Genomic DNA, 15,052 nt, shown 5'->3' with positions numbered 1-15,052 from the left:
GTTACGCTTTCTGGAATGGGGTAAGTTCGCTCGGCGATCGGCCGGCGGCGCAATGGTTGCCGGCGTCGTCAATCGGCCGCGCAGGCCAGCAGCGGCGTGGGGTCGGCCGGCGCTGCGTCGGACCGGCACAGGCCGGCCAGCGCGACGTCGATGGCCGGCAAGGCCGGCGCGAACAGGTGGCGCGTGGTCTTGTAGGGGAAGACCAGTCCGTCCACGAGGCTGGTGTGGATGCGCTCGATCGAAAACGGCGCCCCGGTCTGCCAGTCGTAGACCCGCACGCGCGGGTCGTCGTAGCCGAGCAGGACGCAGGGCACGTGGCTCAGGCCGAGCAGGCGCGCGGCGTGCCAGCGGTGGTTGCCGTCCATGATGATGCCGCTGCCGCGCTCGGCGGGAATGGGCGCGCTCCAGCGGCCGCTGGCGGCGATGCGGCGCGCCAGCGCCTCGACGTCGGCGTCGATGACTTCTTCCGACAGGCGCAGGTCGGCGACGGGGTACAGGACTACTTGGTAGGATGGGGCGATAGTCGACATGGCGTTCTCGGGTACGCGGGCGGCGGGCGGCGCGCTCAGAAGCGCAGCTCGCGGCTGCCGTACAGGCGTTCAGCCTGGATATCCCGGGCGCGGCAATGCTCGACGAAGCGGTCGGACTCGGTCAGCTGGATGCTGTCCGGGCTGTACTGCAAGCCCATGATGTGGCGCATCCAGGGCTCCTGTCCCATCGCGTACACGAATACCCGGCGCGGCGCGACGATGGCGCAGATCGTCGACGCACGCTCGTGGTCGGCCCCGGACAGGCGGCGCGATTCGTTGTTGCGGCGGTTGACCGGCTTGTCCAGCACCGGCTCGTACAGCCAGTTCAGCGGCGCGCCGTGGCATTCCATCCCGATGAACATGGCGTCCACCGGGCCGGTGTGCCGGCGGATGCGTTCGTACAGGACCGGGTCGCGGCCGTCGGAGTCGACCAGGAACATGAATTTCTTGCCCAGCAGGTCGAGCAGGATTGCGTGCTTGCTGTGGATGTTCAGGTCCGCGTGTTCGCCGGTGAAGGGCAGGCTCAGGACGCTGCCGCCGGGAACGGCGACGCTTTCCAGGCAGTCGAGCGCGGTCACGTTCGCGAACCCGAGCTGCTGCAGCGCCAGCTTCATCGACGGATCGGCGATCGCGCCGCTGTTATTGCTCGGGACGATGACGTGGCCGATGCGGTGGCGCAGCTGCAGCAGCATTTCGGCGCTGAAGTGGTCCTGGTGGGCATGGGTGATGACGACCCAGTCGATGCGCTCGGGCAGGTCGTGGATGCTGAAGCGGCCGTCCTGGGTATCCTCGATACTCACGAAAGGATCGAACAGGATGGTGGTGTCGGCGGTCTGGAACAGCAGGCAGGCGTGGCCGAAATAGCGCATGCGCACCCCTGCCTCGCGGTAGTCGCGGTCAAGCCTGGCGTGTGGCGCCTCGGCCTGGAACATGCTGCGCAGCAGCGGCATCTGCGCGTCGTCGAGCCCGAACATGGCTGCCAGCTCGCCCAGCGGGGCCGGCGTGGTGCGCATGGCGGCCAGGCGGTCGATGCGCGGGTCGGCAAACGGGATCGTGAGCGAGAGCGAGCCCTCGGATTCGAGCCGCGGGGTGCTCATGAAGAAGGGCCGGCTCTCGTCGCTGGCCAGGTGCAGCATCACCTGCTGGGTGGCGGCGGTCGGATAGGCCAGTTCGACCAGGGGCTCGAACAGGCGCAGGCTGGCGCGGTGCTCGGTGTCGTACAGCAGCTCGACCAGGCCGCGCAGCGATTCGGGCAGCTCGGCGTACAGGGCGTTGAGCGAAAAGCCGGTCGCGTTCTCGCGCAGGTGGGCATTGAAGCGGCGCAGGTCTTCGGCCAGACCGGCAAGCTGCGCGCAGGAGGTCGTGCTGTTTTCGAGCAGCGCCCTGGCTTGCGCGACCTCGGATTCGGCCAGGCTGACGAAGGGGCCGCCGTACATGGCCGGATCGCTGTTGGCCGCCACGTGCACCGCGGGGCTGTCGACGAAGGAGCGCAGCAACGGCAGCATGCGGTAATGCAGGTGCAGCGCCAGCGTGACCGGCGCCAGCAGGTGCGGCCACGCATACCACCGGCACACCAGGGGCTCGAACTTGACTTCGGGTTTCAGGTAGACCGGATCGGATACGTCGGCGTGGTTCAAGGTCAGCAAGGTCAGCTCCATGTCAGAAAATAGCCTGGCCGGCGGCGAAGCCGGCCTCGTGCGGGCGCATCACCAGCGCGTGGTTTCGCCGAAAAACTGCGGAATGTCCTGCGCCAGGCCGGCAGCCAGCGCACGCTCGTGGATGCGCTTGCCCAGGGCCAGGTCGAGGATGCCCATCCCGAAGGGCGAGAACACCACCGGCCGGTCCGGGTCGATCGCGATCTCGCCGCGCATCAGCTGGGCCAGGGTGCCGCTGACGAAACCGCGTCCGCCGGAGAGCTGCTCGGCCAGGTGCGGCGAGGTGCTCGCCTTCATGCAGTGGTCGACGTCGTCGAACACGTTCTGGGCGTCCAGGATCAGTTCCGGGCCGATGTCGCGCAGCGAGATGTTGAGCACCACCTGGCCCGGCTGGAAGCGCTGCGGCGCCGTGATGTAAGGCTCGCCCGCATTGGTGGCCAGCACCACGATGTCCGCCTCGAGCGCGGCCGCCAGCGACTGTTCGCCGACCGGGGTGCCGGGCGCCGCGGCCTGGGCGTGGGCGGCGAAGGCCGCGCGCGACGGGCCGTCCAGGTCATGCACGCCGATGCGCTCGATCTGCCAGCCGTCGGCGACGAACATGTCGAGCGTGTGGCGGGCGATCACGCCGGCGCCGATGAAGCTGACCGTGCCGGCGCGGCGCCGGCGGCCCGTCAGCCAGCGGGCGCCCAGCACCGCGCTGGCGGCCGTGCGCACCGCGCTGATCAGGGCGCCTTCGAGCAGGGCGTAGGGATAGCCGGTGACCGGATCGTTCAGCACCAGCACGGCCGAGGCGCGCGGAATGCCCTGTTCGACGTTGGCGGGGAAGCTGGCGATCCATTTGATGCCGGCGACGCCGAAGTCGGCCTCGATCGCGGCCGGCAGCGCGATGATGCGGTTGCGCGGCTGCGCCGGAAAGCGCAGGAAATAACTGTCGGGATTGACGGTCTGGCCGGCGTCGTGGGCGAGGTAGGCCTGCGCCACGACGTCGATCCAGGCGGCGGGTTCCTGGGCCAGGATCGCCTTGACGTGGTGACCCGAAATTACGCTAAATTCAAACATTGGCTGTCCTCGTCGGCCGATTGCGGTTGGTACGAAGGGATTGCGCCGAAGCGGGCGCGGACCCAGTCGTCGTCATAGACGGTGTTCAGGTAGCGCTCGCCAAAATCGGGCGAAATCGCCACCACGGTGGCCTTGGCCGGGATCCGGTCGCGCCAGTTGGCCAGCGCCGACAGCACGGTGCCGGTGGAGCCGCCGGCCAGGATGCCGTTGCTGCGCGCGAGATAACGGCACATGGCCACGGCGTCGCTCTCGGACACCATTTCGAGCGCATGGATGCCGCCCGGGTTGAAGATCTCCGGCCGGCGGCTGGTGCCCAGGCCCGGGATGTGGCGCGGACCGGCGGGCTGGCCGAAGGTGACCGAGCCGATGCTGTCGACCGCGACCAGCTTGGTCCACGGGCTATGCTCGCTGAAGAACTGCAGGCAGCCCATCAGGGTGCCGGTGGTGCCGGCGCCCACGAACAGGTAGTCGACCCGCTCGAAGCTCTCGAAGATCGCGCGCGCCGTGGTGCGCGCATGCGAGCGAGGGTTTTCCGGGTTGGCGTACTGGTTCAGCCACAGGTAGCGCGGGTCGCGCTCGGTCAGCTGGCGGATGTAGGCGATGCGCGTGCCCAGGAAGCCGCCGTTCTCGTCGCGCTGCTCGACCATGACCACGTCGGCGCCGAGGGTCTTCATCATGCGGATGTTGTGCGCCGAAGTGTTCGGATCGACCACGCAGGTGAAGCGGTAGCCGCGCTCCGCGCAGATGATGCTCAGCGCCACGCCCAGGCTGCCGGACGAGGACTCGATCAGGTTGGTGCCGGCGCCAATCAGCCCGCGCTGCTCCAGGTCGCGCACCATGCCCAGCGCGGCTTTCATCTTGATCGAGCCGGCCGGGTTCAGCGCCTCGATCTTCAGGAAGGCCTGTGCCTGGCCCAGACCACGCAGCTTGACGAAATTGAAATCGTTGACGACGTCGGAAATGGAGTCGAGATGCGCCATGGCGCGCGGCGCGCCCATCATGCGGCGACCGCGGCCGGCAGCTGGCGGCGCAGGGTGCGGTCGCAGGCGGCCAGGTGCACGCCGGTGGCCGCTTCGTTGGTGACGGCGCTCGCCTCCAGCAGCAGCCGGCGGCGCAGCGCGATGTCGCGCAGGCTGTCCTGGTCGAGCGCGCCGATGAAGCGGTCGACGCTGGCGTCGAGCTCCGGGCTGACTTCGTCCACGATGCCGAGGGCCTGCGCCGCCGCGGCATCGAGCGCGGCGCCGAACAGCACCAGCGAGCGCACGCGTGCCACGCCGAGCTGGTTGGCCAGGCGGTGGATCGCCATGCCAGGCCAGATCGTGGCGCCGCAGCGCGCCATGCTCAGGCGGGTGCCAGGCGTGGCGATACGGTGGTCGGCGGTGAGCAGCAGGTCCAGCATCAGCCCGCCGGCATTGCCGTCGACCGTGGCCAGTACCGGCATCTGCAGGGATTCGAGGCGCTGCATGGCGCGTTCCCACTTGGTGACCAGGGCGGTGTCCGCGTCCTGCAGCGCGTGGGCGCCGGCGCCGCCGTGGGCGGCGTCGAGGCGCAGCAGCAGCAGGCCGCCCGGGCCGGTGTCTTCGGCCTGGTCGCAGGCGGCGTTGACGCGGGTGAGGGCCGCCGCGAGCGGGCTGGCGCTGTCCAGGTGGAGGTCGATTACGGTGGCTCGGCTGTGGCGCACGGAAGAGATCGTCATGAAAGATGCATCCTTGTCGAAAAGGTTGAGGTGATTACCAGGCAATGAGGGCGGTTTCGATCGTCGAACCGGGGCCCATCGTCATGAATACGCCATGGTCGCCCGGCCGCACCGCGCCCTCGGCCAGCAGGCGCTGGTACGAGAACAGGAAGGAACCGCTGGACAAGTTGCCGTAGTTCATCAGGATCGACGTGGTGTGGCGCACGTCGTGCGCGCTCAGGCCCAGGTTCAGGCGCACCGAATCGATCACTTTCTTGCCACCGGAATGGATGATCCAGTGCGAGATGTCGCTGCGGCGCAGGCCGCTGCCCTCGAGCAGGCCGGCGATGACCTGCTCCGCGTTGGCGCCGACCACATAGGGCACGTCGCGGTCGAGGTAGAAGCTGAACTTGCCGTGATGGTCGTCCCAGTCGAAGCGCATGGCGCCGATGGCCTCCGAGATCAGGCAGCTCGAGAACTTCACGATGCGCGGCAGGCCGGCTTGCTGCTGCGGCGTGGCGCGCAGGGCGAGGGCGGCGGCGCCGTCGCCGAACAGGCTGTTGACGACCGCGGTCTCCATCGAGCCGTCGAACACGTAGGCGGCGGAGCACACTTCCACGCACAGCATCACGGCCAGCTTGCCCGGATTGGCGCGCGCCCAGTTGTTGACCGCGTTCAGGCCATTCAGGCCGGCGTTGCAGCCCATCCCGACCACGTCGATGCGGGCACAGTCGCGCGCCAGGCCGGCCTCGCGCGAGATCAGCGCGCTCAGGCCCGGGGTCAGCAGGCCGGTCGTGGTCACGCAGCACAGGTAGGCGACATCCTCGATGCCGGCATTGGCCTCGGCCAGGCAGGCATGCAGGGCGCATACACCCATCGCGATGCCCTGGCGCGAATGCTTCTGCAGCAGTTCGCCCTGGGTCTCGACCACCGGCTGGCCGTCAGGGCCGACCGCCGGAAGGGTCAGGTAGCGCTTTTCGATGCCGCCGTTCAGGAAGACGGAGCGGATGCGCCGGTCCTGGATCCCGAACATGTCGAGCATGTCGCGCTGGGTGAAGCAGTGCTCGGAGTTCGCGGTCCCGACGGCGACGATACTCGCCGCGCATGGGCCGGCCTCGAGGCTGCGGGTCGGGGTGCCTGCAAGAGGTGCCTGTAGTGTTGCCAGAGTCATGATTCGTCACCGTGTCGGTTAATTTCAAGAAGCCACATGGACTATCCGGAAATATGAAATCCGGGTAGTTAGCTGATTAAATCCGGGTAATTCTTTTATGAAATTCGGGTAGTGCTGGTATGAAGAGCGGGTAATGCAATGTATGAAATCCGGGTAGCCTGTTTAGTGAATCACGGCAGGATGCTCATGAAATTCGGGTAATTCGTTCATGAAGATCGGGTAGCGTGCCAATGCGATTCGGGTAATGGCATTGTTATGGTTTGTTTTATTATCTGGAACGAATCCAGGCCTGCTTATTACCCGGGAATATATATTCAGCATAAACACGCATTCATTAATTCGGGCGCAAGCGCTCCCTATGAATCGGGCGGACAAACGCCATCGATTCGCATCCGGTCCGCCATGCAATCGGCGGACTTCCTATATGTGTTTGTCTTGGGCCTGGCCGGGACGCGCAGGTCCTGCAAGCCGTGGCTTGCAGGCGCCCTGGGCCCCGGCGCTTACGCTGCCGCTCGGGGCGCTACGCCCCGCAACAGGGGTGGCGGCCCGTCCCGCAGGGGGAGGTGGCGCGCCCGGCTCCCTCGGCCGCGGCCGGGAGAAGATGGAGGAAAGATACCTGTACCGTTGTAAGACTCATGATTCCCTGTCGTGTCGAAAATTCGAAAAACAACACCGCTGGCCGGATGCCGGTGGCGAGCGGGTAATACGGAAACGATGGTGCAAATAACCGGGCACATTCAAACGAAATGGAGATTCATGTGCCGTCTACGAAGAACGGGACCGAGAATATCTGATTGGAATTCCAGTAGTCAATAACATTTTGTCCTAAATCAATACGAAAATAAAAAACGACAAAATTCTGTACATGTCGTTTTATCTGATGCAGAATTGGCGCCGCTTGTTGCACTATTCCAATTTTGTTGTCTGTTATCTCTGTTATAGAGGGTGGATCGAGTGGAGAATACGAAACCCAGGTTGGCGGTCAGTGGTGCGGCGATGGATGCCGTGGTGCCGCCCAAGCGGGGGCGGAAACGCGTGCTGGCCGCCGCCGCCGCGATCTGCGTCGTGCTGTGCGGCGTGGGCCTGTGGCGCCTGGTGCCGCGCGGCCTGCAGGTGCCGGCGACCGATGTACGTGTGGCCACGGCCGAACGCGCCGTGTTTTCCGACGACGTGACGATGCGCGCCAAGGCCGAGTCCTTCAAGTCGGTCATCCTCGACTCGGTCGAGTCCGGGCGGGTGGAAGAAGTGTTCGCCCGCGACGGCGCCATGGTGAAGGAGGGCGCGGTCCTGTTCCGCATCTCGAATTCGCAGCGCCACCTCGAACTGCTGCAGCGCCAGACCGAACACACCCAGCAGATTTCCAACCTTGCCAACCTGCGCGTGAACTTCGAGGTCGGCAACACCGCCTACGAACGGCGCGTGGCCGAGTTGCGCTTCAACCTGGAGCAGGCCCGCAAGAAGCACGCGCGCAACCAGCAGCTCGCCACCAACGGCTATATCTCGCCCGAGGCGCTGGAAAACTCGGCCGACCTGCTGGCCCAGCAGGAGCACCTGGTGCAGGCCGAACGCGAGCAGAACGCCGACGAAACCAGCGTCAAGCGCGCCGCCGTGCGCCAGATGGAGCGCGCCATCGAGAACATCGAGGTCGGCCTCAAGCTGGTCAGCGCCAGCGTCGACGCACTGCTGGTGCGCGCGCCGGTCGCCGGGCGGCTGACCGACTTCAAGCTGCAGGTGGGCGAAGCGGTGCGCCAGGACCAGCACATCGGCCGCATCGACGACCCGCGCCGCTTCAAGCTGGTGGCCCAGGCCGACGAATACTACCTCCGCCGGATCGCCCCGGGCCGCACCGGGCAGGTGCGCCTGGACGGCACGGTGTATCCGCTGAAGGTCGAGCATGTTTACCCGCAGATCACCGACGGCCGCTTCAGCGTCGAACTCCTGTTCCCCGACGCCCAGCCCGCGGGCCTCAGCCCGGGGCAGGGCATGGATGTCCAGATCACGCTCGGCGCGCCCGGGCAGGCCTTGCTGCTGCCGAACGGCCCCTTCCTGGCCGACAGCGGCGGCGCCTGGGTGTTCGTGGTCGCGCCCAATGGCCGCGACGTCGAAAAGCGCGAGATCAAGGTCGGCCGCCGCAACAGCCGCCAGGTCGAGGTCCTGTCCGGCCTGGCCCCGGGCGAGAAGGTCGTCGTGTCCTCCTACGCCGACTTCGGCAACGCCACCCGCCTGCAACTGAACAAATAATCAACGCAGTTCATCATTTCGTAACCGGAGACACCATGCTTAAACTCGTTAACGTCAGCAAGATCCATCAGGCTGGAGAGGTCCAGACCCGCGCGCTCGACAACATCAATTTCGAAGTGCGCGAGGGGGAATACATCGCCATCACCGGACCGTCCGGCTGCGGCAAGTCGACCCTGCTGAGCATGCTCGGCCTGCTGGATCGTCCGGACGACGGCGAGTGCTGGTTCGGCAACGAGAACGTCACCCAGTGGGGCGAGGTCAAGCTCAACCGCCTGCGCGGGGGGCGGATCGGCTCGATCTTCCAGAACTTCAACCTGATCGATGAACTGAGCGTGTACGAAAACGTCGAGCTGGCGCTGGAATACGGCGACGTGCCCGCGCGCGAACGCGGCCCGCGCGTGACGGCGATGCTCGACAAGCTCGGCATCGGCCACCGCGCCAAGCACCGGCCCTCGCAGCTGTCGGGCGGCCAGCAGCAGCGCGTGGCGATCGCGCGCGCGCTGGTCGGCAAGCCTGCGCTGCTGCTCGCCGATGAACCGACCGGTAACCTGGACAGCGCGCACGGCGACGAAGTCATGCAGCTGCTCAAGCAGATCAATGCCGAAGGCACCACCGTCGTGATGGTCACCCACTCGCCGGAGCATGCCAAGCAGGCCTCGCGCGTCGTGCACCTGCTCGACGGCCGCATCGTCGGCGACCACCTGCGCGCCGCAGCCTGATACCGGAACGGGAACCACGCTATGACACTCAAGGATTTTCGCCTGGGTTGGCGCCTGTTCGTGCGCCAGCCGGTTTTTTCTAGCATTACCGTCGGCGGGCTGGCGATCGGCTTCGCCGTCTGCTTCCTGGTGCTGGCCTTTACGCGCTACGAGTATTCCTTCGACACCAACGTCGACAAGGTCGACGAGGTGTTTGTCCTCAAGGCGCGCGCCAACTGGGGCCCGCCGTTCTGGAGCGAGAACGTGCCGCTGTCGATGAAGGAGACGCTCGAACGCAGCGGCGCGCCGGTCAAGGTCAGCGCGGTGCTCCCGACCTCGGCCGCGATGCGGGTCGGCTCGATCGTGCGCAATGTCGGGGTGGCCCTGGCCGATCCGGCGCTCGAACAGGTATTCGGCCTCAAGCCCCTGGCTGGCGACCTGCAGACCGCGCTCGGCCGCCCGGACGCGCTGGCGCTGTCCGACGAGACCGCGCGCCAGCTGTTCGGCACCACCAATGCGGTCGGCCGCGAGCTCAGCGTCCAGGGCCAGTCTTACCGGGTCGCCGCGGTGCTGCCCAAGCAGCCGCCAACCAGCTCGCTGCAGTTCGAAGCCCTGGCCGGCCTGAATTCCGGGATCTGGAGCGCGGCCCAGCGCGAGCATGCGCTCGACCCGTGGAGCTATTACTCGGACAACGTCCACGATTTCGTCACCAACAAGATCTACCTGCGGATTCCGCCTGGTCTCGATCGCGCCACGCTGCGGCAGAGCCTGGTCGACGCGATCGACGCCTCGGCCCTGCGATCCCACCTGAGCGCCCGCGACAAGGCCGAGCTCGGCACGAATCCACTGCTCGACGTGGCCTTCGGTCCGCTGGCCGATTCCTATCTCGATCCCTCGGCGCGCAGCAACAGCGGGGTAAAGGGCGACCGGACGGCGCTGTATGCGATGAATATCGTGGCCCTGCTGATCCTGCTGCTCACGGCCGGCAATTACGTCAACCTGGCGACCATCCGCGTCATCGCCCGCCAGCGCGAGATGGCGGTGCGCAAGGTGCTCGGCATCAGCAGCGTGCGCCTGGTGCTGCAGATGATGGCCGAATCGATCGTGGTCGCGCTGGCGGCGGCGCTGCTCGGCGCATTGCTGGCCGTGGCCCTGTTGCCGGCCTGGTCGGAGATGACCAATCATCCGATCGGCAGCATCCTCGGCAGCGCCGACTGGATCGGGTTCGCCCTCGTGGTGCTGGCCTCCGGCGTGCTGCTCGGCGTCGGCGCCAGCATCTACCCGGCCTGGGTGGCCTTGGGCATGCGCGCGGCGGAGTCGCTCAGCGGCCGTGGCGGCAGCGAAACCGCGGGCGGCCTGTGGCTGCGCCGCGTGCTGACCGTGACCCAGTTCGCGATCGCCCTGTTCGTCAGCGCCATGATCGTGGCGATCGCCTGGCAGATCAACTACCTCAAGGACATCGACTACGGCTACAAGGTCGATACCCTGCTGATCGCGAGCCTGCCGCAGGGCCTGACCCGCGCCCAGGCGCACAGCCTGCGCGACGAGCTGGCACGCCAGCCCGAAGTGGCGGGGGTGGCCGGCAGCTCGGTGATGACGACCCGGCTCGACTTCCTGAACACGCGCGCCGAGACGGTCAAGCTCGACGCCCTGCAGGTCAGCCCGGAATACTTCGCCACCATCGGCCTGGGCGCGGTCTCCGGACGGGTGTTCGATCCGCGCCTGGACACCGGCGACAATACCAAGGTGGTGGTGATCAACCGCGAGGCGGCGCGCCGCCTGGGCTATCCCGACGCGGCCGGCGCGGTCGGCAGCTTCATCAAGCACGGCGACACCAGCGTCCAGGTGGTCGGCATCAGCAAGGACGTCGCGGCCGGCTTCAACGCCGGCCCGCCCAAGGCCACGGTCTACCAGATCGCGCAGGACCTGCCCGACCTGACGATCCGCGCCCGCAACGACCTGGCCTCGGCCCAGGCCGCGGTGGAGTCGGCCTGGCGCCGGGTCTTGCCCGACCAGTTCCCGCGCATCAGCAGCCTGCGCACCCGGATCGAGCTCAATGCGAGCGGACCGCAGGTGATCCTGACGCTGTGCGTGGTGATCGGCGCGGTCATCATCCCGCTCGCGGTCTTGAGCATGTACGTGCTGTCGGCCAATGCGGTGCAGCGGCGCGCGCGCGAGATCGTGATCCGCAAGCTGTATGGCGCGGGACCGGCCGACATCGCGCGCCTGCTGGTGCGCGAATTCGGCGTGCTGCTGGCGGTGGCGGCGCTGTTCGGGCTGCCGCTGTCATGGTTCGCGAGCCGCATGTTCGTCGAACAGTTCGCCGACCAGGCCGCGATCGGCCCCTGGGCCCTGCTTGCCGCACTGGTCGGCGCCGTCCTGGTGACGGCACTGGCCACCGGCCGCCACACCCTGATGGCGATGCGCCTGTCGCCGGCGGCGGCGCTGCGCGCGGCTTGATCCCCGCCGCGTGGGCGTGCAGCGCGCCGCCCGCGCGGATTCCAACCCTGCACACAAACACACCATGAACCTGTCACAAGCAGAATTCGACGCCTGGGAGCAGGCGTCGCCGGCGTTCGCCGGTACGCTGGACGCGGACACGCCGCGGCTGGCCGCCGACATTGCGCTCGGCGAGGATATGTTGGCCACCCTCGGACCGAAGCCGGGCCGCGACCCCGCGCAAACCGCGCTCGCGCTGCGCGTGCACCGGCGCTGCCGGCGTGCGCGCAAGGCCTTCCTGACGCGCCATGCGGCTAGCCTGTTCGCGCGCCTGGCCAATACCGACGGCAGCCACCAGAGCTTGTCCGAACTGGCATTCGGCGCGGCCGAACTGTGCCCCGGCCTCGTGCCGACGCGCCGCCAGCTGGCGATGGAGGCCGAGTACACCCAGGCCGAAAAAGAGGCCCGCGAGATCGACCAGGGCCTGTTCTTCGGCGCGCTGCTCGCGCTGCCCGAGACCGGATCGGAGATCGTGCGGCGCATGCTGCGGCCGACCGCGAAAGCGCGCGGCCTGCTGGCGCGCTTCCAGCAGGAGGGCGAGCTGACGATCGGTGCGCTGCACCTGGAGCGCCGCGGCCACGTGGCCTACCTGACCTTCAACAACCGCGACTGCCTGAACGCCGAAGACAACGCCCTGATCGACAGCATGGAAACCGCCATCGACCTGGCCCTGCTCGACGAAGAGGTGCACGTGGGCGTGCTGCGCGGCGGCGTCATGGAGCACCCGCGCTACCGCGGCCGGCGCGTGTTCAGCGCCGGGATCAACCTGCGCCACCTGCATCGCGGGCAGATCTCGTACGCCGACTTCCTGCTGCGGCGCGAGTTCGGCTACATCAACAAGATGCTGTGCGGGCTGGCGCCTGGCGAAGACGGGAGCGCGGCCCGCGAGATCCCCTGGATCGCCGCCATCGACAGCTTCGCCATCGGCGGCGGAGCGCAGATCGTGCTGGCCTGCGACCGCGTGATCGCGGCCGAGGACAGCTATTTCAGCCTGCCGGCGGCGCAGGAAGGCATCGTGCCCGGCGCGGCCAACCTGCGCCTGGCGCGCCGCACCAACGGCAGCCTGGCGCGCCAGGTCATCCTGTACGGGCGCAGCGTGAAGGCGCACGAGGACGACGCGCGCCTGCTGTTCGACGAAGTGGTGGCGACCGAGGCGATGGACGAGGCGATCGCGCGCTGCGCGCAAGCCCTCGACAGCCCGGCCGTGGTGCCGAACCGGCGCATGCTCAGGCTCGCCGACGAACCGCCCGAGGCCTTCCGGGCCTACATGGCCGCGTTCGCGCTGGAGCAGGCCGAGCGCATGTACAGCGAAGATGTGCTGAACAAGGTGAGGCCGGCCGCATGACCCAGCTTGCCTCTCCCAAGCCGATCGCGCGCAGCGAGCTGCTCGCGGCGCTGGCCGACCCGGCCTTCGGCGCCATCAGCTTCCTCAACGAGGTCATCGACCGCTTCCCGAAGGCGATCTCGTTCGCGCCCGGCGCGCCCTTCGGCGGCTTTTTCGATGAACTCGACGTGGCCCGCTACATCGAGTTGTACAGCGCCTGGCTGCAGCGCGAGAAGGGCTTGAGCCCGGCGCAGGTGCGGCGCCGCCTGTACCAGTACGGCCCCAGCCGCGGCCTGATCAACGATCTGCTGGCCGAAGCCCTGCGCATGGACGAAGACATCGCCGCCGCGCCCGAAGCCATCGTCGTCACCGTCGGCGCCCAGGAAGCGATGATGCTGGCCCTGCTGGCCTTGTGCCCGACGGCGCAGGACCGGCTGGCCATCGTCAGCCCCGCCTTCGTGGGCATCAGCGGTGCGGCCAAGGTGCTGGGCGTGCCGATCGTGGCGGTCGCGGAAGGCGACGCCGGGGTCGACCTCGAGGCCCTGGCGCGTGCCTGCATGGAGGCGCGCGCCGCCGGCGCCCGGATTCGCGCCTTGTATGTCGCGCCGGACTACGCCAACCCGTCCGGCAGCCTGATGCCGCTGGCGACCCGCGAGGCCTTGCTGGCCCTGGCCGAACGCGAAGACTTCTTCATCCTGGAGGACAACGCCTACGGGTTCACGGCCGCGCCGGACCAGGCGCTGCCGACGCTCAAGGCGCTCGACACCGGGCGCCGGGTGCTGTACATGGGCACCTGCGCCAAGACCTGCCTGCCCGGCGTGAGGGTCGGCTTCATCGTGGCCGACCAGCAGGTACAGGGCAGCGACGGCGCCGTTCGCCTGCTGGCGGGCGAACTGGCGCTGGCCAAGAGCATGGTGACGGTGAACACTTCGCCGATCTGCCAGGCGATCGTGGGCGGCATGATGCTGGAGAAGGGCGGTTCGCTGGCGGCGGTCGGGCGAGACAAGGCCACGCTCTATCGCGACAACCTGGCGCTTCTGCTGGCCGCGCTCGAGCGCCACGTCGACGCCGAGCTGCGCGCCGCAACAAGGGTGAGCTGGAATCGTCCGGGCGGCGGCTTCTTCGTGCGCATGCAGCTGCCGGTCGACGCCGACGTCGAGCTGCTCGAATTGTCCGCCCACGAATACGGCGTGCTGTGGACACCGATGCGCGACTTCCACCTCGACGGCCGCGGACGGCGCGAGATCCGGCTCTCGTGCAGCTACCTGACACCTGGCGAGATCAACGAAGGGGCGCGGCGCCTGGCGCGCTTCCTGCGCGATGCGCGCCTGGCGGTCCGGGACGGCGCATGAGCGCCGGCGCGCAGGCCCCCGCCGTCATCTATCACAAGGACGGCCATGTGGCGCGGATCACCCTGAACCGCCCCTCGGTGCTCAACGCGCTCGACCTGCGCACCCACGCGCAGCTGGCCGAGATCTGGGACGATTTCGAGGCCGATCCCGCGATGCGCGTGGGCGTGCTGGCCGGCGCCGGCGGGCGCGCCTTTTCGGTGGGCCAGGACCTGAAGGAGCTGGCGCAGCGCACCGCCGGCGGGGAGGCGCCGTCCTCGTTCGGCAGCCAGGGCCGGCCCGGGTGGCCGCGCCTGACCGAACGCTTCGGCATGAGCAAGCCGCTGATCGCCAAGGTCGCGGGCTATGCGCTGGGCGGCGGCTTCGAGCTCGCGCTGGCCTGCGACATGATCGTCGCCGCCGACAACGCCAGCTTCGGCCTGCCCGAAGCCCGGCTCGGCCTGATTCCCGGCGCCGGCGGCGTGCTGCGCTTGCCGCGCCAGATACCGTCGCGCGTGGCGGTCGGCCACCTGATGACCGGGCGCCGCATGAGCGCCGCGCGCGCCTATGAACTGGGACTGGTCAACGAGGTCGTTCCCGCCGCCCAGCTCGACGCCTGCGTCGACGGCTGGGTGGCGGACGTGCTGGCCTGCGCGCCCCTGTCGCTGCGGGCGATCAAGGAAGTCGTCGCCCAGTCTTCCGGGCTGGACCTCGAAGCCGCGTTCTCGAAGCAGTATTACTGGGAAGGCCGGCGCCGCGACAGCGACGACTGCCGCGAAGGGCCGCGCGCCTTCCTCGAACGGCGCTCGCCCGACTGGCAGGGCCGTTGAGGCCCGCCTCCGCGTCCAATTTTTCCAACCATAAGGATTCAT

12 protein-coding genes are annotated in these 15,052 nt (G+C 68.1%); 6 read left to right on the top strand and 6 right to left on the bottom strand.

Annotation, left to right across the window (positions count from 1 at the left end; genetic code table 11):
* Nucleotides 1-68 precede the first annotated feature (68 nt).
* The 6 genes from AC56LR_RS06080 to dpgA are packed head-to-tail and all read right to left on the bottom strand — an operon-like array spanning nt 69 to nt 6,090.
* Entirely contained in the window at nt 69-530 is a 462-nt protein-coding gene (locus tag AC56LR_RS06080) for a transcriptional regulator (RefSeq protein WP_497128587.1), read from the bottom strand.
* Nucleotides 531-565: 35 nt separating this feature from the next.
* Entirely contained in the window at nt 566-2,188 is a 1,623-nt protein-coding gene (locus tag AC56LR_RS06075; protein ID WP_497128584.1) for an MBL fold metallo-hydrolase, read from the bottom strand.
* 48 nt (nt 2,189-2,236) lie between these two features.
* Nucleotides 2,237-3,244, bottom strand: a complete 1,008-nt coding sequence (gene sbnB / locus AC56LR_RS06070; RefSeq protein WP_497128582.1) for a 2,3-diaminopropionate biosynthesis protein SbnB — start codon at nt 3,242-3,244, stop codon at nt 2,237-2,239.
* Nucleotides 3,226-4,245 (bottom strand): 2,3-diaminopropionate biosynthesis protein SbnA, encoded by a 1,020-nt coding sequence (sbnA, locus tag AC56LR_RS06065; RefSeq protein ID WP_497128579.1) that lies wholly within the window; start codon nt 4,243-4,245, stop codon nt 3,226-3,228. The genes sbnB and sbnA overlap by 19 nt, the downstream gene beginning before the upstream one ends.
* A complete protein-coding gene (dpgB, locus tag AC56LR_RS06060) occupies nt 4,242-4,940 on the bottom strand; it encodes an enoyl-CoA-hydratase DpgB (protein ID WP_497128576.1) in 699 nt (232 codons plus the stop codon). Before dpgB ends, sbnA begins: the two co-directional genes overlap by 4 nt.
* Nucleotides 4,941-4,974: 34 nt before the next feature.
* Nucleotides 4,975-6,090, bottom strand: coding sequence for a 3,5-dihydroxyphenylacetyl-CoA synthase DpgA (dpgA, locus tag AC56LR_RS06055; RefSeq protein WP_497128574.1), 1,116 nt, complete (start codon nt 6,088-6,090; stop codon nt 4,975-4,977).
* Nucleotides 6,091-7,044: 954 nt separating this feature from the next.
* Between dpgA and AC56LR_RS06050 the strand changes: the two genes are divergently transcribed.
* The 6 genes from AC56LR_RS06050 to dpgD all read left to right on the top strand — a co-directional run bounded on the left by AC56LR_RS06050 (nt 7,045) and on the right by dpgD (nt 15,010).
* A complete protein-coding gene (locus AC56LR_RS06050) occupies nt 7,045-8,331 on the top strand; it encodes an efflux RND transporter periplasmic adaptor subunit (protein WP_497128572.1) in 1,287 nt (428 codons plus the stop codon).
* Nucleotides 8,332-8,366: 35 nt separating this feature from the next.
* Nucleotides 8,367-9,050: an ABC transporter ATP-binding protein gene (locus tag AC56LR_RS06045; RefSeq protein ID WP_497128570.1), complete on the top strand. Its 684-nt coding sequence runs from the start codon at nt 8,367-8,369 to the stop codon at nt 9,048-9,050.
* A gap of 21 nt (nt 9,051-9,071) precedes the next feature.
* Nucleotides 9,072-11,489 (top strand): ABC transporter permease, encoded by a 2,418-nt coding sequence (locus AC56LR_RS06040; RefSeq protein WP_497128568.1) that lies wholly within the window; start codon nt 9,072-9,074, stop codon nt 11,487-11,489.
* Nucleotides 11,490-11,553: 64 nt separating this feature from the next.
* Nucleotides 11,554-12,873, top strand: a complete 1,320-nt coding sequence (locus AC56LR_RS06035; protein WP_497128566.1) for an enoyl-CoA hydratase/isomerase family protein — start codon at nt 11,554-11,556, stop codon at nt 12,871-12,873.
* A complete protein-coding gene (locus tag AC56LR_RS06030) occupies nt 12,870-14,204 on the top strand; it encodes an aminotransferase-like domain-containing protein (protein ID WP_497128564.1) in 1,335 nt (444 codons plus the stop codon). Before AC56LR_RS06035 ends, AC56LR_RS06030 begins: the two co-directional genes overlap by 4 nt.
* Complete coding sequence (dpgD, locus tag AC56LR_RS06025; RefSeq protein ID WP_497128562.1) at nt 14,201-15,010, top strand: enoyl-CoA-hydratase DpgD; 810 nt, start codon at nt 14,201-14,203, stop codon at nt 15,008-15,010. Before AC56LR_RS06030 ends, dpgD begins: the two co-directional genes overlap by 4 nt.
* Nucleotides 15,011-15,052 lie beyond the last annotated feature (42 nt).

It is taken from the genome of Telluria sp. ZT3P39 (assembly GCF_059685935.1).
The sequence above is the reverse complement of the archived record's forward strand: the minus strand, read 5'-3'. Positions and strand labels throughout refer to the sequence as shown.

What these genes read in the sequence shown, in the direction of transcription:
- AC56LR_RS06080 (WP_497128587.1), bottom strand. Translation starts at nt 530, where the DNA reads ATGTCGACTATCGCCCCATCCTACCAAGTAGTCCTGTACCCCGTCGCC.
- AC56LR_RS06075 (WP_497128584.1), bottom strand. Translation starts at nt 2,188, where the DNA reads ATGGAGCTGACCTTGCTGACCTTGAACCACGCCGACGTATCCGATCCG.
- sbnB (WP_497128582.1), bottom strand. Translation starts at nt 3,244, where the DNA reads ATGTTTGAATTTAGCGTAATTTCGGGTCACCACGTCAAGGCGATCCTG.
- sbnA (WP_497128579.1), bottom strand. Translation starts at nt 4,245, where the DNA reads ATGATGGGCGCGCCGCGCGCCATGGCGCATCTCGACTCCATTTCCGAC.
- dpgB (WP_497128576.1), bottom strand. Translation starts at nt 4,940, where the DNA reads ATGACGATCTCTTCCGTGCGCCACAGCCGAGCCACCGTAATCGACCTC.
- dpgA (WP_497128574.1), bottom strand. Translation starts at nt 6,090, where the DNA reads ATGACTCTGGCAACACTACAGGCACCTCTTGCAGGCACCCCGACCCGC.
- AC56LR_RS06045 (WP_497128570.1), top strand. Translation starts at nt 8,367, where the DNA reads ATGCTTAAACTCGTTAACGTCAGCAAGATCCATCAGGCTGGAGAGGTC.
- AC56LR_RS06040 (WP_497128568.1), top strand. Translation starts at nt 9,072, where the DNA reads ATGACACTCAAGGATTTTCGCCTGGGTTGGCGCCTGTTCGTGCGCCAG.
- AC56LR_RS06035 (WP_497128566.1), top strand. Translation starts at nt 11,554, where the DNA reads ATGAACCTGTCACAAGCAGAATTCGACGCCTGGGAGCAGGCGTCGCCG.
- AC56LR_RS06030 (WP_497128564.1), top strand. Translation starts at nt 12,870, where the DNA reads ATGACCCAGCTTGCCTCTCCCAAGCCGATCGCGCGCAGCGAGCTGCTC.
- dpgD (WP_497128562.1), top strand. Translation starts at nt 14,201, where the DNA reads ATGAGCGCCGGCGCGCAGGCCCCCGCCGTCATCTATCACAAGGACGGC.